The following is a 22,710-nucleotide window of genomic DNA, read 5'->3' on the forward strand; positions in this document are numbered from 1 at the left end:
CAACGAAGGAGTTCACCATGCCCAGCCCCTCCAGCACCCGCCGCGACAGCTCTTCCGGCCGGCCCCCGCAAGCCCCCTCGACGCCGACGCCCGACGCACTGCCGACCGCTGACAGCTCCGGCCGCAGCGGCTCCGACCAGGCGCTGGTGTCCGACCGCCACGCCCATTCGTCCGAGAACCATGCAGCGCATGACATGAAGCAGCACGGGCCCGGCGGCACCGGCGAGCAGGTGCCCGAGCGCGACAAGTCGCTCGACGCCTGAACGGGCTGCATCGGCCGACGCCTACCGCTGCGTCAGCGCATCGCCTACCGACACGCGGCGCCGCGTCGGCTGCAATCCTGTCATGGCCGGCGGCGCATGCCGGCTCACTGACAACCACACCCACGAAGGAATTCTGTATGGCAAGTACTCAACGCAAGACCAGCGCGGCTGCCGGCCCCGATGCCATCGAGCTGCTGATCGCCGACCACAAGAAGGTCAAGGCCCTGTTCAAGCAATACAAGAAGCTGGCCGAGGAAGGCGGCGCTGCCGCCCAGAAGCGCGAGCTGGCCCTTCAGATCTGCCAGGAACTGACGGTGCACACGCAGATCGAGGAAGAGATCTTCTATCCCGCCGCCCGTCGCTTCCTCGAGGAAAAAGACCTGGTCGACGAGGCCACGGTGGAGCATGCCAGCGCCAAGGACCTGATCGAGCAGATCCAGTCCATGCAGCCGCGCGAGAAGCTGTATGACGCCAAGGTGATCGTGCTGGGCGAGTATGTGGAGCACCACATCAAGGAAGAGCAGAACGAGATGTTCCCGCAGATCAAGGCCGCCGGCGTGGACCTGCAGAAGCTCGGCGCCAAGCTGCTGCAACGCAAGAACGCACTGCTGTCGGAGCTGGGGCTGCTGGAAGAAGAGGAAGAGGCCATCGAGGCCTGACCCGCAACGCCGGCCGCCATGCCATGGCGCCGGTGTCGCCAGGTCGCGGGGCCCCGGCACTGCGGCCGGCCGTCAGGCCTGCTCGTGGTGGCCGGCCGAGGCCACCGGCCCGCCCGGGATGGCTCAGGCCGGCCGGGCGGCCCCACCGTGCGAGGCCTGCGGCGCAGGCCCGCCATTGTCGGCCGGGCCCACATAGGTCTCTGGCTGCTCGATGCCGGTGCTCCAGCGCTCGGTCCAGCGGGCGCGGCCGTCCTCCGTCTCCAGGTCCTTGAACAGCGCATACAGCGCGTCCCAGCCATCGGCCGCGTCCGCACGCTCGCCGAGCAGCACCCGGCGCAGCGGGCGCCGCACCCAGAAGCTTTCCTGGCGGCGTGAGGAGCCGCGGCTCATCCGCACCCGCACCGCCCCGGGCAGCCGGCTCACCTGCAGCATCACCTGTGATGGCCCGATGCCGAAGACCTCCGGGCCGGTGTCGAGGTAGAGCCGGCCGTCCTTGGCATAGACCACCCAGCGCAGCACGCCGCCGAACACCCGGCGGAACTCCAGCAGGCAGCCATGCCGGAAAGGCAGCCGCACCAGTTCCATGCCCCAGTCCTGGCCCAAGGCCACGTAGGCCGGCAGCTCGCGCCGCTTCACCTCCTGCAGCGAAGCCAGCGAGCCGCGGTACAGGAAAAACCGCTCCCGGCCCTTGGCCCCCGGCGGCCGGGGCTTGACCACCACCAGCGGTGGGTCGAGGTTCATGCCTCGCTCCCTGCCGGGCACCCGCCCCTGCGCGGACCACTGCCGACCGCTCGACGTCCCGTGGTGGCCTCCAGGGCCAAGACAGGCTGTACCGGTTCCAAGACACCCCCCTGTGCCGGGCGCGCGGGCCCGGCCCGCCGGCCCCTCATGTTCGAAGTGGCAGCGATGCTACCCGCCGCTCCTGCAACTGCAAAGCAGAAAGTACACAACGAAACAAGGTGGCCGCCCCCGGCTCAGGCCCCGCGCGAGGGGTCAATCAGGCCATGTCGCACGCAGTACAGCGTGAGGCCTGCCACGTCGTTGATGCCCAGCCGTTCCATGATGCGGGCCCGGTGCACGTCGACCGTCTTGGGGCTGAGGCCCAGCTTGAAGGCGACTTCCTTGGTGGCCAGCCCCTTGCCGATCAGCACCAGGATCTCCAGCTGCCGCTCGGTCAGCAGCTCCTCCGGCGAGCGCTCCTTGGCCTGCAGCAGCTTCTGCGACACCTGGGCACTGAAGTAGGCATGGCCGCGCATCACGCTGCCCACCGCCTGCTCCAGCTCGAGCGGCGAGCTCTCTTTCAGCACATAGCCGGCCGCGCCCAGCTGCACGGCCCGCCGGATGAAGTCGGGCGAGTCGTGCATGGACACCACCAGCACCTTGGGCGGCGGCTCGACCGCGCGCATCTGGGCCAGCGCGCTGAGGCCGTCCAGGTCGGGCATGGAGATGTCGGTGACCACCAGGTCGGGACGCAGGCGCTGCACCGACTCGATCAGCTCGATGCCGGTGCGCGCCTCGTAGACCACTTTGAGGCCATCCACCATCTCCAGCAGCAGCTTCAGGCCCGAGCGCACCAGATCGTGGTCGTCGGCCAGCACGGCGCGTATGGAGGGTTGCGGGCTCACGTTGTATTTCCTTTCCGGGCTGCGCGATGGCGGCAGCCCTCATGCAATGAACAGCTGCAGCACGGTGCCGCGACCCAAGCTGGAGCGCCAGCGCAAGCGCCCGCCCACCAGCTCGGCCCGCTCGGCCATGCCATACAAGCCCAGGTTCTTCTCGCTGACACCACCGGCCAGCGTGCGTGCAACGTCGAAGCCGCGGCCGTCGTCGGCCACGGTCATCACCAGCCGCTGCGACCCGGCGAAGCGCAGCCGCACGACCACCGTGCGGGCCTGCGCATGGCGCACGACATTGGTCAGCGCCTCCTGCAGGATGCGCAGGGCCACCGACTGCTGGGCCCGGCCACGCCGCGCGTCATCCACGCCACGCACCCGCACATAGCCGGCAATGCCGCTGTGCTCCAGGCGCCGCTCCACCGTGGCCTGCACCGCCGCGCTGAAGCCGAGCAACTCCAGCTGCGCCGGCCGCAGGTCGAAGGACAGGCTCTTGACCTGCTGGATCGCCTCCTGCGCGAGCCCGGCCGCCCGCTCGGCGAAGCGGCGCGCGTCCTCCGGGTCGCCACTGCGGGCAGCGGCATGCAGGTGGATGACGATGCCGGTCAGCAACTGGCCCAGCCCGTCGTGCAGCTCCCGCGCGATCAGCGCCCGTTCACGCTCCTGGGCATTCACCACCCGGGCCGACAGCAGGCGCAGCCGGTCATAGGCCGCGCCCAGCTGCTCGGCCGTGCGGCGCCGCTCCTGCTCCAGCGCGCGGGCCCGCAGCACCCGGTCGATCACCGAAGGCAGCAGGGCCAGCTTGTCCTTGGCCACGTAGTCCTTTGCGCCGGCACGGAACAGCCGCACCACCGCTTCCTCGCCGATGGCGCGCGTCACCACCACCAGCGGTACGTCATGCGGGCCTTCGGCCAGCAGCGCCAAGGCGCGCTCGGCCGAGAAGCCGGGCATGCTGTAGTCGCACAGCAGCAGGTCCGGCGGCGACAGCAGCTCGCGGCGCAGGCCGGCCTCGTCGGCCACCCGCCGGATGTCGGCGGCGACGCCGCCGCGCAGCAGGCTCAGGCGCAACAGCTCGACATCGTCTTCCTCGTCCTCGATGCAGACGATCTGCAAGGGGGCCTGCCCCGGCCTGCCGGCCGCCGGCCGCCCTGCCTGGCCCATGCCTTGCGGTGCTGCAGTTGCGTCCATCGCCTCAGCCCTCCTGCCAGAACCGCATCAACTCGACGATGACCTCGGCCCAGCCGCGCTCGCGGCCGGGCTTCAGCACATAGCCGTCGGCGCCCGAGGCCCGCGAGCGCTGCATGTCGGCCGCCTGGTCGGAGGTCGAGAGCATCACGATGGGCACGTCCGCCATCGCCGGCAGGCGACGGATGCGCTCGGCCGTGCCCGGCCCGTCCAGTCCCGGCAGGTTGACGTCGAGCACCACCAGCCCGGGCCGGACGGTGCCGCGCTGCAGCGCGCCGACGCAGTCGGTGCCGGACTCGAAGGTCACCACCGGCCGGTCGATGCCCCGCATCTGCAAGGCCAGCACCATCAGCTCGATCTGGTCCGGGTTGTCGTCGACGAGCACCAGCTGCTTCATGCCATGTCCTCCTCGGCCACCGGCTGCGGCGCCGGCAGCTCGGGCATCAGCGGCAGGCGCAATTCGAACAACGCGCCACCGCCCTCGCGATTGCGCCCGCTGATCTCGCCGCCGTGCAGGTGCGCGATGCGGGCCACCGTGGCCAGCCCCACGCCGGTGCCCGCGAAGGCCTCCTGGCTGTGCAGGCGCTGGAAGGGGCGGAACAGGCGATGGGCATATTCCTCGGGGAAGCCCACGCCTTCGTCGGCCAGCTCCAGCACCACCTGGTCGCGCTCGCGGCGCGCGGTGAACTCGAGCCGGCACACCGGCCGGCCCTGCGAGAACTTGGCGGCGTTGTCCATCAGGTTCTCCAGCGCGGCCTGCAGCAGCCCCCGGTCGGCCACCAGGTCGAAGTGGGCCGGGGTCCAGCACTCCACCACCCGGTCGGGGTAGCGCTCCTGCACCGTCTCGACCACCGTGCGGGCGAGCGCCGCGACATCGAAACGCTGCAAGCGCAGCGTCGCCCGCGACACCCGCGACAGCGACAGGATGTCGGAAATCAGCTCGTCCATGCGGCGCGCGTTGCGCAGCACGCGTTCCAGGTAGTGGCGCGCGCGGTCGTCCACCTGGCCCACCTGGCCGGACAGCACCGCTTCCAGGAAGCCCTTCATCACCTGCACCGGCGCCCGCAGGTCGTGCGAGACGGAGTAGGAGAAGGACTCCAGCTCGTCGTTGAGCTGCTGCAGCCGGCTCGACTGGCGCTCCAGCTCGGTGATGTCGGTGTCCACGCCGACCCAGCTCTCCACCTCGCCGCCGGGCTGCAGCACCGGCGCCGCCACGCACAGGAAGCTGCGGTAGCTGCCGGCCTGGGTGCGCAGCCGGCGTCGCACCCGCATCGGGCGGATCTCGCGCGAGGCCTGCATGAACGCCTCACGGGTCGGCTCGACGTCCTCGGGATGCAGGGCGTCGATCCAGCGCAGGTCCAGCCAGTCTTCATCGGCGCTGCCCACCAGCTCGTACCAGGCCCGGTTGAGGTAGGTGACGCGGCCGCGCGCGTCGGCCTGCCAGAGGATCTGCGGCGACAGGTCGGACAGCACGCGGTATTGCTGCTCCCGCTGCGCCAGCGCGCGGGTGCGCTGCTCCACCGTCGCCTCCAGTTCGGCATTGAGGGTGCGCAGCGCGTCCAGCGCCTGCTGCTCGGCACTGCGGTCCACCGGGCACAGCAGGCGGTGGCCGGGGCCGTCGAAGGGCGCGTCCTGCCCATAGATGTCCACCACGATGCAGTGGCCGGAGGCGGTCTGGTGCCGCCAGCGGCGCTCGGCCGGCGGTGGCCGCCCGCCCGTCTCCTGCAGGTAGCGCTCGACGACCTCGCGGTCGGCCTCGGGATGCAGGTCGAAGACGGTCTTGCCCAGGAACTCGTCCCGGCTGTAGCCGTAGTTGCGCACCGCGGCCTGGTTCACCTGCATGATGCGGCGGCTGGCGGTGTCGTAGGTCCACATCGGCAGCGGATGGTGGTCGAACAGGGCGCGGTAGCGGCGTTCGCTGTCGCGCACCCGCTGCTGCGCCTCATGCCGGGCGCTGATGTCGCGCAGCACCAGCAGCCAGTGCAGCTCGCCGCCCTGCGGCGCCATCACCGGGATCAGGTCCACCTCGGTCCAGCGCCGGCCCTGCCGCATGGGCAGCTCCATCTCCAGGCGGGCCGGCAGCTGCCGCTGCATGCTGTCCCGCAGCACCTGGGCCTGCTCGCGCAGCAGCCCGCGCTCGGCATCGAAGAGCTGCTGCTGCACCGGCGCCTGCAGCATCACCGCCTCGCCGTGCACCGCGTCATAGGCCGGGTTGGCCCACAGCCGCTCCAGCGAGCCGTCGCTGCCCGGGCGGGCCAGCAGCACCGCATCCCCGGTCAGGAACAAGGCGCCCGACAGGGCATCGTTCAGGCGCGCAGCGCCGTAGGCCTCGGTGATGTCCTGCACCGTGCCGAGCACATGGGTCGGCCGGCCGGCTTCATCCTGCAACTGCACGGTGGCGCGTGCATGCAGGACGCGCTCGCTGCCGTCGCTGCGCCGGACCCGGTGCACCACGTCCAGGTCGGCCTGTCCCTTGTACAAGGCGCGCGTGCGCTCGGAGAAGCTGGCCCGGTCGGCCGGATGCACCAGGCCCTCCAGCAGGTCGTGGCTGATCACCGTGTCTGCGGGCACGCCATACAGGGCATGCGTCTGGGCCGACCACTCGATGCTGCCGTCGCGGAGGTCGAGCCGCCAGGAGCCGATCGCGGCGGTGCGTTGCACCTCCTCCAGGCGCTCGGCATTGCGCCGCAGCGCGTCGGTGAGCTGGGCCACGCGGGCCTGCTCGGCGGCCATGGCGCGGGCCACGCCGGCCAGCTCGCTGAGGGCCATCTCGTCCGATCGCGCCAGGGCCTGGCCCGGGTTGCCGGCCGCCTGCACCAGCTTGGCCACGTCCCGCCGCAGCACCCAGTGGCTGTAACCCACCAGCGCCACCGCCAGCAGGGCCAGCCCGGCCACGGTGAAGGCCATCATGTCGCGCCAGCGGGCCAGGCCGTCGCGTCCGGGATGGGGGTGGGCGGGGGCCGGCTCGGCCAGCAGCTCGGCCACCTGCTGCCCGCGCAGCACGACGGGCAGGCGCAGCGTGCCGTTGGCGTCAGTGCTGGCAGGGGTCGACGGCCCCTGGCGCGGCGCCTCGAACCAGTGCACCCGCACATGGAAACTCTGGCCCAGCAGGTGCTCCTCCCGGCCGGCCATCAGGCCGGCATCCAGTTGCATCGCAAAGCTGCCGACCGGCGCACCGTCGCGTGCGACGATGCTGTGCCGCATCAGCAGGACCGATTCGTCGCCCTGCACGGTCCACACGCCCCGGCCGGCATCCCGCGGCCAGGCCGCCAGCGCCGGCGGCCGGCTCGCGTTCGGCGCGCTGCAGGCGGGCTCGCCATCGCTGTGCAGCACCCAGGCGCCGATCACCGCCTGCTCGGCCTGCAGCAAGTCCTGCGGGAAGCTGTCGCAATGCGGGCTGCCGCGCAGGGCCGGCTCGCCCAGGCGGGCAGCGCCGATGGCCAGCACCTGCAGGGCCTGTTCCAGGTTGCGCTCGACGCCCCTGGCGCGTTCCTCGGCGGCCTGCAGGGCCGCACGCTGGGCGGCCTGCAGCTCTTCCTGGTAGGCCTGCCGGCCCAGCCAGACCGACACCGCCAGCAGCGGCAGCAGCACATAGAGCGCCACCCGCAACAGGACGCGGTACAGCGGCAGCTTGCGCAGCACGCTCATCGTGCGGCCTCCTCGCGGGGGATGGGGCGGCGCCGGTCGTGGTCTTCGGGCGGCCGCGGGCCCTGCATCCCACGCCGTGCGTGCTGACGCACAGCGGTGCGAGCGCCTTCGGGCGGCCATGCGCCGCTCATTCGGCAACCTCCGTGCTGGCGCACTGCGGTGCGAGCGCCTTCGGGCGGCCGTGCACCGCTCATTCGGCAACCTCCGTGCTGGCGCACTGCGGTGCGAGCGCCTTCGGGCGGCCGTGCACCGCTCATTCGGCAACCTCCGTGCTGGCGCACTGCGGTGCGAGCGCCTTCGGGCGGCCGTGCACCGCTCATTCGGCAACCTCCGTGCTGACGCACAGCGGTGCGAGCGCCTTCGGGCGGCCGTGCACCGCTCATGACAACTCTGCGGGGCGCTTGCGGATATCCACGGGCCGGCCCTTCCTCGGTGAACGACAAACTGCAGGACGTGGCGCCGCCCGCACGGCGGGCCGCAGGCGGCGTGGCGCGCGCCCGGCCGGTCTTCTCGCCGGGGCCGGGGCGGTCCTCGTGCGCGGGAAGGCCTGCTGAAAGTTCAGCAAACGATGCGCCCGTGCGGACCGCCGGCAGCTGGATCCACCGGCTCAACGGCAGGGCAGCGCGACAGCGGGTCATCGCGCCGCAGGCACCCCCGGCGGCGCCGCGGCCGCCGCGTCGTCCCGCTCACGCCGGTGCAGCGACTGCCGCACGAAACCCTGCAAGGCCTCGTCTCGCCAGGGCACCGGCAGCCATGCATCGACCTCGCCGCGCGCAGCGGCGGCCTGCACGCCCGGCAGGTCGACCCGGCCGCACAGCACGCTGCGGCGCAGCGCCGGATACAACGCGTGCACTGCCTGCAACAGCGCCAGGCCGCCGCCGTCTGGCAGGTGCAGGTCGGCCAGCAGCAGCTCGGCGCTCTCCTCCCGCAGCAGGCCCAGCGCTTCGACGGCGCTGCCGGCCGTGCGGACGCGGCACTCCTCGCGCCGCAGCGCGCGGGCCATCGAGCGCAGGATCTCCGGCTCGCCGTGCACCAGCAGCACCCGCGGCACCTGCAGCGGCCCGGCCTCGCCAGCGGGTGCCAGCCGGAACTCCCGCAGGAAGCCGTCGAGCCGGGCCGCCGGCATCGGCAGCGCGATCAGGTAGCCCTGCGCCTGCTGGCAGCCGTGGCGTCGCAAGGCCTGCAGCTGGGCCGGTGTTTCCACGCCTTCGGCAGAGACCTGCAGGCCGAGATGCCGCGCAATGTCCATCACGCTCAGCGCGATGGCACCGCCGCCGCTCTCGTCGGCCATCTCGGCCACGAAGCTGCGGTCGATCTTGACCTTGTCGACCGGCAGGCGGCGCAGCTGGCCAAGGCTGGAGAAGCCGGTGCCGAAATCGTCGATCGCGATGCCGATGCCCAGCTCGCGCAAGCCGCGCAGGGTGTCCGCCGCCCGGCCGGCCGGCTCCATCAGCACGGCTTCGGTGAGGTCGAGCTGCAAGCGCTGCGGCGACAGGCCGGTGCGCTCCAGCACCCCCTGCAGCAAGGCCGGGAAATCGGGCCGCTGCAACTGCAGGGCCGACACATTGACCGCCAGCGCCCCCTCCACCAGGCCCTGCTCCAGCCACTGCCGGTGCCGGGCGCAGGCTTCCTCCAGCACCCACTCGCCCAGTGCGACGATCTGGCCGGTCTCCTCCGCAAGCGGCACGAAACGAGCCGGGCTGATCTGGCCGAGGCCCGGATGCTGCCAGCGGATCAGCGCCTCCACGCCGCCGATGCGGCCACTGGCCAGGTCGAGCACCGGCTGGTAATGCAGCTCGAACTCGCGCCGGCGGATGGCCGTCTGCAGGCGCTGGCGCATCTCGGTGCGCTCGTTGAGGCGCTGCATCAGCTCGGCGCTGTACACCTGCCAGGTGTTGCGGCCGGCCCGCTTGGCCGCGTACATCGCCATGTCGGCCTGCTGCACCAGCGGCTGGGCCGGCTCGCCGGGCAGCCCCTGCGAGACCGCCACGCCAATGCTGCAGCTGGCGTACAGGGTGCGTCCACCCAGCTCGCAGGGCGCGGCCACCGCTGCCGCGATCTCGCGCACCAGCGGCAGCGCGGCATCGGCCTGGGACAGGCCGGGCAGCAGTACCAGGAATTCATCGTCGCCCAGCCGCCCCAGCGTGTCGCCGCCGCCCAGGCAGCGGCCGATGCGCGCGGCCACCTCGCGCAGCAGGCGGTCGCCGATCTCGTGGCCCAGGGTGTCGTTGACTTCCTTGAAGTGGTCCAGGTCGATCACCAGCGCCACCAGGCGACGGCCTTCGCTGCCCAAGTCAGCCAGGGCGCGTGCCAGGCCGGCCATCAGGCCGTTGCGGTCCGGCAGCCCGGTCAGCGGGTCGGTGCCGCTGACTGCGCCGGCGGCCGGCAGCGCTTCGCCATGGCCCGGCGGCGCGGGCGACAGCTCCCGCAGCACCAGCAGCGCGGCTTCCTGGCCGTCCCAGTCGGTGCAGGCGCTGTGCGGCAGCAGGCGGCGCGGCCGGCCCTGCCCGTCAAGCAACGTGAGCGCGGCTGGCACCGGCGCTGCAAGAGCGGCCGCAGCGGCCTCCGGCAGGGGCTGGCCCGGCCGGGCGGCCAGGCCGAACAGCGCGGCGGCGGCCGGGTTGGCGTAGAGCAGTGGCGGGTCGGGCAGCTCGGTCAGCGGCCATACCAGCACCGCATCGTCGCTGTCGTGCAGCAGGCCCCGCAGGCTGGCTTCGCTGCGGGCCAGGCGCTGCTGCTCGCGCAAGGCCTCCCGCAGCTTCTGCACCTGGCCGCGAAACAGCGAGCGCAACCGGTCGCGCTCTTCCAGCAGCCCGGCCACCACCTGCTGGCGCCCCAGCGCGCCGCGCAGGCTGCGGGCCAGTCCGGCCACGTCGATCTGGCCCTTCACCAGGCAGTCGGCCGCGCCTCGGGCCAGCAGCTCGCGCTCGCGCAGCGCATCGTCGCTGTCCATCAGCACCAGGATGGGCGCGCGCTGCTGTGCATGGCGTGGCAAGCCAAGCAGCGCGTCACCACGGTGGGGGCCCAGTTGCTGAGCCACCAGGTAGACGTCGTGCCGGGCCTGGGCGAAAGCCGCCACCGCCGCATCGAAGCTGTCCACGCACTCCGGCACGCAGCCGGGCGGCGGCAGGCGGCACAGCAGGTCCTGCAGCAGCAGGCGGTCTTCGGCGTCTTCGTCCGCCAGCAGGACGCGCAGCGCGCCGCCCGTCATGCGGCGTTGCGAGCCGGCAGCGGCTCGGCGGGCAGCAGCGCGTCGACAGCGCCCGTCCCGTGGTCGTCGGTGCCGGCCGCCTGGCGCAGCGGCAGCCGGAGCACGAAGCTCGCGCCCGGGCCCTGCACCGACCGCAACTCCACGCTGCCGTGGTGGCGCTCGGCGATGGTGCGCACCAGTGCCAGGCCGAGGCCGGAGCCTTCGTAGCGGCCGCGCTCCTGCAGCCGCTGCAGCGGCAGGAACAGGCGCGCCGCCTGCTGCGGGTCGATGCCGATGCCGTGGTCACGCACCTCGATCTCGACCCGCGCCGGCTCGCCGGCCAGGCTGCGCGCGCTGAGCTGCACCTGGGGCGGCACGCCGGGCCGGGTGAACTTCAGCGCATTGACCAGCAAATGGTGCAGCAGCTGGCGCAGCTGGGTGGCATCGGCCTCGACAATGGGCAATGGCAGCACGGCGACGCGCGCGTCGCTGCGGCGCACCTCGGCGTCCAGCCCGGCCAGCACCTGCATCGCCAGCTGGTAGAGGTCGACGCTCTCGAAGGCCGGCGCGCGGCTACCGGCCTGGGCATAGGCCAGCAGGTCGCCGGTCAGGCGCGACAGCCGGCGGCCGGCCTGGCTGATGCGGTCCAGGTCCTGGCGGCCCTCCTCGTCCAGCACGTCGGCCTGGCGGCGCTGCAGCCGCTCGGAGAAGGCCTCGATCTTGCGCAGCGGCTCGCGCAGCGCCTGCGCGGCCAGCTCAGCCAGCTCCGCGCCGGCCGGCCGGCCGGCGCCGGCCTGCGCCTCGGCTGCGCGCGGGGCCGCGGCCAGGCGGCGGCCGATGAACACCACGCTGCCGTCGGCGGCCAGGCTGCAGGCCCAGTCCAGCCAGGGATCCCTGTCCAGCAGCGCTGGGTGCAGCCGCGCCATGCCATGCTCGCGCCGCTCGCCGGGCTGCAGGCCGGTGAAGGCGGCACGGTCGTCCGGATGCAGCAGCTCCAGCCACGGCGTGCCCACCAGGCTGGCGCTGTCACGGCCGAGCAATTCCTCGAAGGCCGGATTGAGCTGCTGCAGCCGGCCGTGCCGGTCGGCACTGCCACACAGGTCGGGGCAGAGGCCGAAGAATCGGTCGCGCTCGTCAATCGCCTGCTGCGCAGCGGCCCGCAGCCCGCTGTCGGCCAGCGCCCCGCACACCGGGGCCACCGACGCCACCGGGGCCACCGGCGGCAGCGGCGTGACGGGCGCGGCGACCATGCGGGGCGGCAGCGCGGCGCTGCACAGCAGGTCGGACTCGACCGCTGCGGCGGCAATCTGGGCCAGCTGGGTCGCCATGGCCAGGTCTTCGTCGTTGAAGTCGCCCTCGTGCCGGTCGGACAGCTGCAGCACCCCCACCGGCTGGCCTTCACGGCCGACCAGCGGCACTGCCAGCCAGCCGCGCAACGCCGGCCGGCCCGGCGCCGGCTGGGCCAGCGCGCGCCAGCGGGGATGGCGCGCCAGCTCGGCCGTGCCCAACCGCACCGGCGCGCCGTGCTGCAGCAGCAGGGTGCACAGGCGACGCGCCTGGCGCGCCTGCGCCACCGCATCCTGCTGGCCGCGGAAGGCCGCGTACTTGGCCGACAGCGATGCGGCATGCCGGTCGCCCGCCTCGCCAGCGGCGCAGATGCTCACCAGGCAGAGATGGGCCGACAGCAGGTGGCGCGCATCGTCGGCGATGCGTTGGACCAGCTCCGGCCGGCCCAGCAGGCGGTTGATCTCGAGCGACGCGCGGTTGAGCTCGAGCAGCCGCAGGTTGTGCGTGTTGGCGCGTTCCAGCGCGTGGCGCAGCGCGTCCTCGGCCATGCGGCGGGCGGTGATGTCCATCCCGTGCACCAGCAGCCCGGCCGGCAGCGGCGACACCGACAGCAGCACCCACAGCGCGTCGCCCTGCGGCGTGCAGGCCCGCACTTCCAGCGTGGCGGGTGCCGTCCCGACAGCGCCCGCGCCTGCAGCCTCGGCCGGGCGGGCACAGCCGAGCAGCAGCTCCTGCAGGGCCAGGCGGTCGGCATGCTCGAACAGGTCCTCGAAGGGACGGCCCAGCACCGCCTCGCCCGGCATGCCGTAGATGCGCGCCGCGCCGTCGTTCCAGTGCTGCACCCGGCCGTCGAGGTCGAGCACCGCCAGCGCATCGCGGCCATGCAGCAGCAGCTCCGCGAGCAACGGCGCTGCGGCACCGCCGGCGCCGTCCACCTGCACACCCGGTGCCGGCCGACGATCGCCACGGTGCGCAGGCGTCTCGACGGACTGCGGCCGGCTGGGAGTTGTCATGCCGGGGAGCATATGCAGAGACCGCCTGCCACCTCCATGGGGATGACGTAGAGGGGGTTAGGAGATTTTCCTATTGGACGAGCGCAAGTAGGGGCTTGCGCTGCCGGCGCCCCTCGCCGGGGCGGCCGGCGGCGGACGTGCGCGCTCAACCGACCGGCCGAAGCGGCAGGCGGTCAGGCGGCAGGCGGTGAGGTGGGGCGGCAGAATGGAAACGGCCCGCGCAGGCGGGCGGAAGGCCGGCGCCGGCGCGGCCGGCGGCTCGGATGCAGGGCAGCTGGCGAGCCGGCTCAGCCGCCGACCGACAGCAAGGCCATCACGCGCTCGCGGCCCAGGCCCACCAGGGCCGGTGCCACCGAGGCCAGCAACTCGTAGCCGGGCTGTTGCGCCTGGGCTTCGAAGCTGCCGACGAAGTCCTGGGCCCATTGCGCCTCGTCGGCCGGGCTGGCGCCGTCGACCTGCTGCCGCGCCTCGGCCAGGGCGGTCTGCACCACCTCGCGCGCGCGCCGCACCCGCTCGATCGCATCCAGCACCTCCTGCAGGCTCTGCCTCAGGCTGGCGCGCTGCTGCGCGGCCCAGTTGGCCGGCCGCACCGCCTCCGGCAGCGCCTCGGCACGCACCGCATGGAAGGCACCGCCAGGAAAGCGGATGCCGCCGCCATGCACCGACAGGCTGTCCTTCACCTGGCCCCAGGAGGATTCCAGGGTGCTGAAGACCAGCTCGCCCTGCGCGTCGCGCGCGGCGCGGATGCCGGCGGGTGCCAGGGCGTTGTCGAGCCGCTGCAGCAGCGCCTCGTCGGACAGCCCCGGCTCCAGGTGCACCCGGGTGGTTTTCTGGCCCGGGAGGCCGACGCTGAACGCCAGCGTCTCGGCGCCACCCGAACGCAAGCTGCGCAGGTCCAGGCCGCGGATGGTGAACGACTGCCGCGCCTCGCCGGGCGGTGTGTGGTCGAGCTGCGGATCGAGGCTGCCGGCGCTGGCCTGGCTGCGCTGCTGCCAGGTCTGCGAGAACCGCTCCACCGCCTGCACCAGCGAGCTGTCGTCCTGCGGCTGGCCGGCGGCCAGCCGGCCGCTGAGTTCGGCCTTCAGCTGCTGCAGCTGGCGGGCCGCGTCGTCGAGGAAGTTCAGGGCCTGCTGGGCGCCGGCCAGCTGTGCATTGAGCTGCGGGTTCCAGTTGCGCACGCCGCGCTTGCGCACCGCGGCCGCCGTGCCGGCCGACGCCGGCGACGCCGCCGTGGCCGGGCCGGCTGCGGCCGGGCCGCGCACCGCCGCAGCGGCGTCATGGCCGCTGGTCGGTCGCGGCGCGACTGCACCGGCACCGAGAGGCGTGATCTGCATGTTCACTTCGTGCTCCGCCGCCCGCGCTTACAGCACGTCGAACAAGGACAGCCGGCTGACCTGGCCATACGCCTTCTGCGTGGCCTGCAGCGCGGTGGTGTAGCCGTTGAGTTGCACCGCGGCGTCGCCATAGTCGAGCTGGCCCAGCTTGACCAGGGCCTGCTGGTTCGACAGGCTGACATTCTCGTGGTTGGCGTCCAGCGTGTGCAGCAGGTTCTGCGCACCGCCCAGCGTGGCGATCTTCACGCTGACCGACTCCATGCCGGCATCCAGCCCGTCCAGCGCCGCGGCAGCATGGGCCCGGGTGGCCGGGTCGTTGATGTTCACGCCCGGCGTGCGCAGCGTGGCCACCGCGCGGTCCAGCAGGTTCAGCATGGTGTGCATCTCCTGCAGCGTGACGTTGGCGGTCTGGGTGACGCCGTTGCCCACCACCACCTTCTGCTCGCCGGCATTGCCGGCCAGGCTGTAGCGCGCTCCCGGCGCAGCGGCTGGGTCCAGCGCAACCGCCGGCACCCCGGTGGCCGTGCCGGAGAACATGTAGCGGCCTTCCTGGTCGCGGCTGTTGGCGGTGTAGTAGAGGCTGTCGCGCAGCGCCGCCAGCGAGTCGGCCATGGCGCCGACGTCCTCCGAGGTGTTGCCGCCGTCGGCCGCCCACACCAGCAGGTCGCGCGCCTGCTGCATGTCCTGCGTCATGCCGCTGAGCAGCGATTCGTTCTGCTGCAGCCGGCTGCGCAGGGCGCCGATGTTGTCGCGGTACTGCTCGATGGCGGCGTCCTCGCGCAGCAGGCGCGACAGCCGCACCTGGCGCACCGGGTCGTCGCTGGGCTGCAGCAGGCGCTGGCCGGTGGCCATGCGCTGCATCACCTCGCCCACGCGGGCGGAAGCGGTCTGCAGCGCGGTGTTCATCGTCGCGTGGTAATGGGTGCTTGCGATGCGCATGAGGGTCTCTGCTGCGTGCGTTCTTGCGTTTGTGCGTGCCTGCTTGGCTGCCTGCCGTGCCTCAGCCCAGCATGGCCAGGGTGCTGTCGAAGAGCTGGTTGGCCACCGCCACCACCTTCATGTTCGCCTGGTACATCTGCTGGTACTGCATCAGGTTGATGGCTTCCTCGTCGCTGTTGACGCCGCTGCTCGACTTCCAGCTTTCCTGCGCCTGGTTGCGCACCGTCTCGGCGGTCTTGAGCGCGGCCTGGTTCTGCTGGCTGTCCATGCCGAGCCGGCCGACCAGCTGGGTGTAGGCATCGCCCAGCAGCACATTGCCCAGCGAGCCCACCGACACCGGCTGCTGCTTCAGCGCAATGAGTGCCAGCAGGTTGTCGCTGTTGCCCGGCTGGCTGGCGTTGGAGGAGAAGCCCAGGTCGTCGGCCGACAGCGTGGTGTCCACCTGCAGCAGCCCGCCAGCGCTGGTGGCATCGAAGCTGAACAGCGGCGCCCCCGCGCTGCCGTCGGCCGCGAAGCCGGCGGCCAGCTGGGCATTGAAGCGGCTGGACAGCTCGCCAGCCATGTCACGCACCGACTCGCGCAGCGGCTGCAGGATCTTCTGCTCGAACTCGTCCAGGCCGCCCAGCGGGCCACCCAGCCCGCTGGTGCCCAGCGTGAAGGATTCCTTGGCGAACGACAGCGTGAGCTTCTGCGAACCATCCGGCTGGCCCTGCGCGCTCAGCGTGGCGGCGTCCATGCCCACCACCAGCGGCTGCCCGCCGCGCAGCGACACGCTGCGGGTACCGTCGGCTTGCTCCACCACCTGCACGCCGACCAGGCCGGCCAGTGCGTCGATCTTCTGGTCACGCTCGTCGATCAGCCCCGACGGGTTCAGGCCGCTGGCCCGGGTGGCTGCCACTTCGCGGTTGAGGGCAGCGATGCCGGCGGTCAGCGTGTTGATCTGCGCCACGCTCGACAGGCGCTGCTGGTTGATGGAGGCGCGCTGCTGGCCCAGCACCTGGTCCAGGCTGTTGAAGCGCTGCGCCAGCGCATCGGCCGCGGTGACGATCTGCCGTCGCAGCGGGCTGGAGGTGGGCTCCACGCTGGCGGCATTGAGCGCGCCGAAGAAGCTGTCCATCCCGGCGTTGAGGCTGGAGGCCTCGTCGCCCATCACCTGCTCCAGCTGTGTCAGGTAGGGCTGCACCGCCTCGCGGCGGCCCAGCTCGGAGCCGGCCTGCCACAGCTGCAGGGTCTTGTAGTCGTCGCTGAAGCGGATCAGCGAGGGCACCCGCACGCCGTCGCCGGCGCCCAGGCCGCCTGCCTGCGACGGCTTGGCCGCTGCCAGCAGCACGCCCTGGCGGGTGTAGCCGGGGGTCATGACGTTGGCGATGTTCTGGCTGGCGGTGTTCAGCGCCGCCTGGGCGGCGAGCGATCCGGACAGCGCGTTCTGGATGATGGACATGGCAATGGAGCTTCGGTTACTCGTCTAAGGCGACCGGCGCGGGGGCGGGCTTAAGCGGCGGGGCGGCGGCAGCGCAGCTATGGACCCACCGCGCGTGCAAAAAGCCGCAAACATCGGCGCTGGACACACGGCGCACCGTCCCGCCCCGACCTCAGGCCCCGTCGGGCTTGGGCGCCTCGGCCGCCGGCGCCGGCAGCACCTGCCGCAGGATCGCGTCGGCGATGCCGAAGGCGCGCTGGGCCGCCAGCGCATCGGCCACCTGGGTGTCGGCCATGTCCAGCATGTCGTCGTTGATGCGGTCGCGGAACACGCTGTCCTCGCCGGCCATCTCGCGCGTGGCGCGGCGCATCTGGCGCAGCGCCTCGGTGATGAAGAAGGCCTCGAACTTCTGCGCCGCCGCCTCGGCCTGGGCGCGCACCTTGTCGCCCTCGCCGGCGGCCGGCGCGGCCGCGCTGCTGTTGGTCTGGATCGGATTCATCTCGGCTCCCCGCGGCTCACAGGATGACCAGCTCGCCGTCGATCGCGCCGGCCTGGTCCAGCGCCTGCAGGATCGCCATGATGTCGTCGGGCGAGGCGCCGGTGCTGTTCACCGTGTCGATGATGGCCTGCAGGCTGGCGCCGGCCGGCCACTTGAACATCTGGCCGTTGCCCTGGTCCACCGCCACGCGCGATTGCGGCGTCACCGTGGTCTCGCCACGGCCGAAGGGCGCCGGCTGGCTGACCGCCGACGACTCCGAGATCACCACCTTCAGCGAGCCGTGCGAGATGGCCGCCGCGCGCACCCGCACGCCTTCGGCGATCACCACCGTGCCGGTGCGCGAGTTGAAGACCACCTTGGGAATCTCGTCGCCCACTTCCACCGGCATCGACTCCAGCCCGGCCACGAAGGCCACCCGCTGCGTCGGGTTCACCGGCGCGACCACCTCGACGCTGGTGGCGTCGCGGGTGGTGGCGATCTCGCCGCCATAGCGGCGGTTGATCGCGCTCACGATGTTGGTGGCGGTCTGGAAGTGCGGCCGCTTCAGGCTCAGGCGCACGGTGGGGCGGCTGTCGAAGTCGGTCTCGATCTCGCGCTCCACGCTGGCGCCGTTGGGAATGCGCCCGGAGGTGGGCGTGTTCACCGTCACGCTGGAGCCGCTGTTGCCCTGCGCCGAGAGGCCGCCCACCACCAGGTTGCCCTGGGCCAGCGCATACACCTCGCCGTCGGCCGCGCGCAGCGGCGTCAGCAGCAGCACGCCACCGCGCAGGCTCTTGGCATCGCCAAGCGAGCTGACGGTGATGTCGATGGTCTGCCCGCGCCGGTAGCCCGGCGGGAAGACAGCGCTGACCATCACCGTGGCCACGTTCTTCAGCTTGGTGTCGCCACCGGCCGGCAGCTCGATGCCGAACTGCTTGAGCAGGTTGTTGACCGACTGGCCCGAGAACTTCACCTGGGTGCTGTCGCCGGTGCCGTGCAGGCCGACCACCAGGCCATAGCCAATCAGCTGGTTCTCACGCATGCCTTCGACGCGCACCAGGTTGCGCAGGGTCTGCGCCGCATGGGCAGGCGGCGCCAGCGCCAGCAGGAGCGAGCTGCACAGGAGCGCCAGCAGGAGGCGCAGGGAGCGAGTGTTCATGGGGTCGGTCTCGTGGCGGGGGCTGCGCCTCAGAAGGGCATCAGGCTGCTGAAGAACAGGCGTGTCAGCCAGCCGGGGCTGTTGGCGTCGGCCAGCGCGCCCTGGCCCGCATAGGTGATGCGGGCATTGGCGATGCGCTGCGAGGACACGCGGTTGCTGGTGTCGACGTCGGCCGGCCGCACCCAGCCGGTCAGGCGGATGAATTCCTCACCCTGGTTCAGGCTCAGCGTCTTCTGGCCGCTGACCTTCATCAAGCCGTTGGGCAGCACTTCCTGCACCACCACCGTGATGGCGCCGGACAGCGTGTTCTGCTGCGTGCTCGATGCACTGCCCGAGAAGTCGCGCTGGCCGCTGACGGCGACATCGCCCCTCAGCGTCTTGCCGGCGATCACCGGTGCCTTCACCGACACGCCGCTTTCCTTGCCGATGCTGGTGTCGGCCTTCTTGCTGGCCTGGGTGGTCTCCTGCAGCATGACGGTCAGCACGTCGCCGGGGTGGAAGACGCGGCGGTCAGCCACCAGCGACCAGGTGTTGCCACCGGTGAAGACACCGCCGCCGCTGCCCTTGCGGGCCTCGGGCGCCGCCACCGGGGGCGGCGGCTCGTCGGCCGGCGCGGCCGGCGGCGCCATCGTGGTGGCGCAACCGCCGAGCAGCACTGCAGCCAGCAGCGCAAGCAGCGGGGCGCGGGGGGGCGTCAGGCGTTTCATCGCACCGCCTGCGCCAGCGACTGCAGCATGTTGTCGGCGGCCGACAGCACCTTGGTGTTCATCTCGTAGGTGCGCTGGGCCGCGATCATGTCCACCATCTCCTCGACCACCTGCACATTGGAGCCTTCCAGCGCGCCCTGCTTGAGCTTGCCGAAGGCCTCCTCGCCGGGGTTGCCCTCGTTGGCGGCGCCGCTCGCGGCGGTGGCCTGGTAGAGGTTCTCGCCCAGTGCCAGCAGGCCGGTGGGGTTGATGAAGGTCGCCAGGGTCAGCTGCCCCAGCTCGGTCGGCGTGGTCGTGCCGGGCACGGTGGCCGAGACCACGCCGTTCTCGCCGATGGTGATGGCGGTGGCATTGGCCGGCACCGTGATCTCGGGCTGCAGCGGCAGGCCCTGGGCATTGACCAGGCGGCCTTCGGCATCCACCTGCAGCTGGCCGGCGCGGGTGTAGGCGGTCTCGCCGTTGGGATGGGCCACGCGCAGGAAGCCGTTGCCGACGATGGCCACGTCCAGCGACTGGCCGGTGGTCTGCAGGCTGCCGTTGGTGAACACCTTCTGCGTGCCCACCACCCGGGTGCCGTTGCCCAGCTGCACGCCCGAGGGCGACAGCGTGTTGTCCGCGCGCTGCGCGCCGGGCTGCTGCTCGACCTGGTAGAACAGGTCCTCGGCCACGATGCGGTCGCGCTTGAAGCCGACGGTGTTGACATTGGCCAGGTTGTTGGCAATCGCCTGCAGCTTGGCGTCTTGCGCCTGCACGCCGGTCTTGCTGATCCACATTGCGGGATTCATGTCGTCTTCCTTGTCGTCAGGTTCATTCGCGGATGAGGCGGTTGCCGGCCTCGGCCATGGAGTCGGCCGCGCGGTAGAGCTTCATCTGCAGTTCGAAGTCGCGGTTCAGGCTCATCGTGGCCACCATCTCCTCGATGGCCGACACATTGCTGCCTTCGAGGAAACCGCTGCGCACCAGCACCGTCTCGTCGGCCGGCAGGTCGCCGCCCGCGCGGGGCACGATCAGGCCGGCTTCGTTCTTGGTCACTTCGCCGGCCTCGGGGCGCACCAGCTTGAGCTTGTCGACCGGCTGCATGTCGGCCTGCCCGGGTGGCTGGATGGAAAGGGTGCCGTCGCTGCCCACTTCCACCCGGCTGTGCGGCGGCAGCTGGATGGGGCCGCCGTCGCCCAGCACCTTGTGGCCGTTGACCGTCAGCGTGCCCTCCTCGTCCAGCGTGAAGGCGCCGGCACGGGTGTAGGCCTCGCCATCGCGCCACTGCACGGCGAAGTAGCCGTCGCCGCTGATGGCCACGTCCAGCTCGCGGCCGGTCTGGCGCAGCGCGCCCTGGCGGCCGCTCACCGCGTCGGCCTGCAGGCCGCTGAGGTGGCGCGCGTCGTAGCCATAGCCTTCCACCGGTTGCGCGGTGGCCAGCTCCAGGTTGGCGCGGAAGCCGCCGGTGTCGATGTTGGCGAGGTTGTTGGCGTGCACCTGCTGGGCCCGCTGGGCCCGCTCGGCGCCGCTCATGATGGTGTAGATGAGGGCGTCCATGGCACGCTCAGACCGCCTGCATCAGCGACTGCATCATCTCGTTCTCGGTCGAGATGACCTTGGTGTTGGCCTGGTAGTTGCGCTGGGCCGACATCAGGCTCACCAGCTGGCCGGTCATGTCCACATTGGACTGCTCCAGCGCGCCGACATTGAGCTTGCCCGCCATGCCGGTGCCCGGTGCGAAGTACAGCGCGGCGCCCGAGCCGATCGAGGCCGACCAGCTGGTCTCGCTCGTCGGCACCAGCGCGTTCTCGTTCGGGAAGGTGGCCAGCACCAGCGTGCCGACGCTCTGCTTCTCGCCGTTACTGTACTGCGCCACCACCGAGCCGTCGTCGGCCAGCTGCAGGCCCACCAGGGTGCCGGAGCTGTGGCCGTTGCTGCTGTTGACCGTGGTGGTGGCCTCGCCAGCGAACTGGGTGGTGCCGGTGTAGTCGATGTCCACCGTCAGCGGCTCGGCGCCGGTGGGGGTGCCGAGCGCCAGCGCGGTGGCGCCGACCGGCGCGGTCAGCAGGCCATCGCTGCCGAAGCTGAGCGTGGTGGTCTGCGCCAGGTCGGCACCGTCGAAGGTGTAGTGCACGTTGACCTGGTTTGTGCCGGTCTTGACGAAGTACTGCGTCACGCTGTGCTGCGTGCCCAGCGAATCGTGCACCACCGAGACCATCGAGCTGTTGAAGCTCAGCGGGTCGGTGCGGTCGAAGGTGGCGATGCTCGGCACGGTCCAGCCGGCCGACAGGTTGCCAACGTACTTCAGCTCGTCGCTGGCGGCGGCGGCCACCTGCCCGCGCGGCACCTTCAGGTCGCCCATCGGGCCGGCCGCGGCACTGCCCTCGATGGCAGCCTGGCCCTGCACGCGGCGGTTGAAGCTGTCCACCACATAGCCGTCCTTGTCGGCCTGGAAGATGCCGACGCGGGTGTACATCAGCTCGCCCGACGGGTCGCGCGCCACGAAGAAGCCGCGGCCCTGGATGGCCGCGTCCATCGCGCGGCCGGTGCTCACCACGCCGCCGCCGGTCTCGATGCTCTGCGTCATCGAGGCGATCTCGGCGCCGGCGGCCTGGGTGCCCGCCACCATGGCGGCGAAGTTGCTACGGCTGGACTTGAAGCCGTAGGTGCCGCTGTTGGCGATGTTGTTGCTGATGGTGTCCAGTTCGCTGTTGATGGCGTTGATGCCGGACAGGGCGATGGCGAAACTCATGGGGTCACTTCCTCTTGGCGACGGCCCTGCAGGCCGGTGATGGTGCTGGCAGCGACTTCGCCGATGCCTGCGATGTTCAACATGGCGCTGCCGCCTGGCGACAGCCGGACGTTGCGCAGTACGCCGTCGACCTCGACGGCCGGGGCGGCGCCGCCCGCGGTCTCCACCTGCACCGCATAGCGACCGGGCGGCAGGCCCAGCGCCGCCGGGTCGATGCTGAAGTCGACCTGGCCGGCGGCCTGGCTACCCAGCTCGATGCGGCGCTGCTGGCGGTCGGTGCCGGTCAGCAGCAGCGTGGTCTGGGCGCTCGCGCCGTCCAGCACGAAGCGGCCCGACACCGGCTCGCCTTCGAGCCGCAGGCTGTCGGTGGCGACGCTCACGGTGCTGCCCACCTGGGCGCCGAGCGCGAGTTGCTGCAGGCTGGCCAGCATGGTGGCCTGCGCCTCGCCTTGCGAAGCGAGCTTCTGCAGCGCCTCCATCTGGCTCAGCTGCGTGAGCTGGCCGACGAACTGGCTCGGGTCGGCCGGCTCCAGCGGGTTCTGGTTCTTGATCTGTGCCACCAGCAAGGTGGTGAACAGCTCGGACGGCGCACCGTTGGCCGCGGCAGTGGGGGCCGCCGTCGCGCCAGCGGCGGCGCCGGTGGTGGTGGAGTTCAGGGTGGTCTGCATGCTCAGCCCTCGCCCAGGCGCAGCAGCGCCGCCTGCATCTGCTTGACGCGGCCCATCACCTCGACATTGCTCTCGAAGGCACGCGAGGCCGACATCATGTCCGTCATCTCGGCCACGCTGTTGACGTTGGGGTAGTAGACGTTGCCGTCGGCATCGGCCAGCGGATGGTCGGGCTCGTGGGCGCGGCGCACCGGCTCGTCGCTCTGCACGACGTCCAGCACCTGCACGCGGGCGCCCGCCACGCCGCCGGCGCGCTCGGCCACCGCGGCAAACACCGGCTTGCGGGCGCGGTAGGCCTCGGCCTCGCTGCCGGCGGCCGACTGGGCGTTGGCCAGGTTGCTGGCCACCGTGTTGAGCCGCACCGACTGGGCCGTCATGGCCGAGCCGGCGATCTGGGCGATGTTCCTGAAGGTCATGCT

General features: G+C 71.8%; 20 protein-coding genes. 2 read left to right on the forward strand and 18 right to left on the reverse strand.

The genetic code is table 11. The annotated features are described in order from the left end of the window. Window positions 1-17: 17 nt before the first annotated feature. Both N7L95_RS06720 and N7L95_RS06725 read left to right on the forward strand, forming a co-directional pair. Window positions 18-263, forward strand: a complete 246-nt coding sequence (locus N7L95_RS06720) for a hypothetical protein (RefSeq protein ID WP_301259048.1) — start codon at window positions 18-20, stop codon at window positions 261-263. Window positions 264-400: 137 nt separating this feature from the next. Further along, window positions 401-922 carry a hemerythrin domain-containing protein gene (locus N7L95_RS06725; RefSeq protein ID WP_301259049.1) on the forward strand — a complete coding sequence of 174 codons (522 nt, stop codon included), beginning with the start codon at window positions 401-403 and terminating at the stop codon, window positions 920-922. A 123-nt stretch (window positions 923-1,045) separates the two neighbouring features. On the opposite strand, the gene N7L95_RS06730 is transcribed toward N7L95_RS06725, so the two are convergent. The 18 genes from N7L95_RS06730 to flgC all read right to left on the reverse strand — a co-directional run bounded on the left by N7L95_RS06730 (window position 1,046) and on the right by flgC (window position 22,707). Next, window positions 1,046-1,663, reverse strand: a complete 618-nt coding sequence (locus N7L95_RS06730; protein WP_301259050.1) for a hypothetical protein — start codon at window positions 1,661-1,663, stop codon at window positions 1,046-1,048. Window positions 1,664-1,896: 233 nt separating this feature from the next. Then, a complete protein-coding gene (locus tag N7L95_RS06735) occupies window positions 1,897-2,547 on the reverse strand; it encodes a response regulator (RefSeq protein WP_301259051.1) in 651 nt (216 codons plus the stop codon). A gap of 39 nt (window positions 2,548-2,586) precedes the next feature. Then, window positions 2,587-3,723 carry an ATP-binding response regulator gene (locus N7L95_RS06740; protein WP_301259052.1) on the reverse strand — a complete coding sequence of 379 codons (1,137 nt, stop codon included), beginning with the start codon at window positions 3,721-3,723 and terminating at the stop codon, window positions 2,587-2,589. 4 nt (window positions 3,724-3,727) lie between these two features. Continuing rightward, window positions 3,728-4,117 (reverse strand): response regulator, encoded by a 390-nt coding sequence (locus N7L95_RS06745; protein ID WP_301259053.1) that lies wholly within the window; start codon window positions 4,115-4,117, stop codon window positions 3,728-3,730. Then, window positions 4,114-7,368 (reverse strand): sensor histidine kinase, encoded by a 3,255-nt coding sequence (locus N7L95_RS06750; protein WP_301259054.1) that lies wholly within the window; start codon window positions 7,366-7,368, stop codon window positions 4,114-4,116. Before N7L95_RS06750 ends, N7L95_RS06745 begins: the two co-directional genes overlap by 4 nt. Before the next feature lie 634 nt (window positions 7,369-8,002). Next, a complete protein-coding gene (locus N7L95_RS06755; protein ID WP_301259055.1) occupies window positions 8,003-10,579 on the reverse strand; it encodes an EAL domain-containing protein in 2,577 nt (858 codons plus the stop codon). Continuing rightward, window positions 10,576-12,858 (reverse strand): ATP-binding protein, encoded by a 2,283-nt coding sequence (locus N7L95_RS06760; RefSeq protein WP_301259056.1) that lies wholly within the window; start codon window positions 12,856-12,858, stop codon window positions 10,576-10,578. Before N7L95_RS06760 ends, N7L95_RS06755 begins: the two co-directional genes overlap by 4 nt. Window positions 12,859-13,145: 287 nt before the next feature. Further along, a complete protein-coding gene (locus N7L95_RS06765) occupies window positions 13,146-14,192 on the reverse strand; it encodes a hypothetical protein (RefSeq protein WP_301259057.1) in 1,047 nt (348 codons plus the stop codon). A 27-nt stretch (window positions 14,193-14,219) separates the two neighbouring features. Then, complete coding sequence (flgL, locus tag N7L95_RS06770) at window positions 14,220-15,131, reverse strand: flagellar hook-associated protein FlgL (protein WP_301259058.1); 912 nt, start codon at window positions 15,129-15,131, stop codon at window positions 14,220-14,222. A gap of 61 nt (window positions 15,132-15,192) precedes the next feature. After that, a complete protein-coding gene (gene flgK / locus N7L95_RS06775; RefSeq protein WP_301259059.1) occupies window positions 15,193-16,572 on the reverse strand; it encodes a flagellar hook-associated protein FlgK in 1,380 nt (459 codons plus the stop codon). 151 nt (window positions 16,573-16,723) lie between these two features. After that, window positions 16,724-17,050 carry a rod-binding protein gene (locus N7L95_RS06780; protein ID WP_301259060.1) on the reverse strand — a complete coding sequence of 109 codons (327 nt, stop codon included), beginning with the start codon at window positions 17,048-17,050 and terminating at the stop codon, window positions 16,724-16,726. A 16-nt stretch (window positions 17,051-17,066) separates the two neighbouring features. Continuing rightward, a complete protein-coding gene (locus N7L95_RS06785; protein WP_301259061.1) occupies window positions 17,067-18,188 on the reverse strand; it encodes a flagellar basal body P-ring protein FlgI in 1,122 nt (373 codons plus the stop codon). 29 nt (window positions 18,189-18,217) lie between these two features. Continuing rightward, entirely contained in the window at window positions 18,218-18,895 is a 678-nt protein-coding gene (gene flgH, locus N7L95_RS06790) for a flagellar basal body L-ring protein FlgH (RefSeq protein WP_301259062.1), read from the reverse strand. Beyond that, a complete protein-coding gene (flgG, locus tag N7L95_RS06795) occupies window positions 18,892-19,680 on the reverse strand; it encodes a flagellar basal-body rod protein FlgG (protein WP_301259063.1) in 789 nt (262 codons plus the stop codon). The genes flgH and flgG overlap by 4 nt, the downstream gene beginning before the upstream one ends. A 22-nt stretch (window positions 19,681-19,702) precedes the next feature. Next, on the reverse strand, window positions 19,703-20,428 hold the full coding sequence (locus N7L95_RS06800; protein WP_301259065.1) for a flagellar basal body rod protein FlgF: 726 nt from the start codon (window positions 20,426-20,428) through the stop codon (window positions 19,703-19,705). A 7-nt stretch (window positions 20,429-20,435) separates the two neighbouring features. Beyond that, the gene (locus N7L95_RS06805) at window positions 20,436-21,623 is read right to left on the reverse strand and encodes a flagellar hook-basal body complex protein (RefSeq protein WP_301259066.1); all 1,188 of its coding nucleotides are present in this window, start codon (window positions 21,621-21,623) and stop codon (window positions 20,436-20,438) included. After that, window positions 21,620-22,291, reverse strand: coding sequence for a flagellar hook capping FlgD N-terminal domain-containing protein (locus N7L95_RS06810; protein ID WP_301259067.1), 672 nt, complete (start codon window positions 22,289-22,291; stop codon window positions 21,620-21,622). The genes N7L95_RS06805 and N7L95_RS06810 overlap by 4 nt, the downstream gene beginning before the upstream one ends. 2 nt (window positions 22,292-22,293) lie before the next feature. Next, complete coding sequence (gene flgC, locus N7L95_RS06815) at window positions 22,294-22,707, reverse strand: flagellar basal body rod protein FlgC (protein ID WP_301259068.1); 414 nt, start codon at window positions 22,705-22,707, stop codon at window positions 22,294-22,296. Window positions 22,708-22,710 lie beyond the last annotated feature (3 nt).

It is taken from the genome of Eleftheria terrae, from assembly GCF_030419005.1.
GTDB classification, from domain to species: Bacteria; Pseudomonadota; Gammaproteobacteria; order Burkholderiales; family Burkholderiaceae_C; genus Caldimonas; species Caldimonas terrae.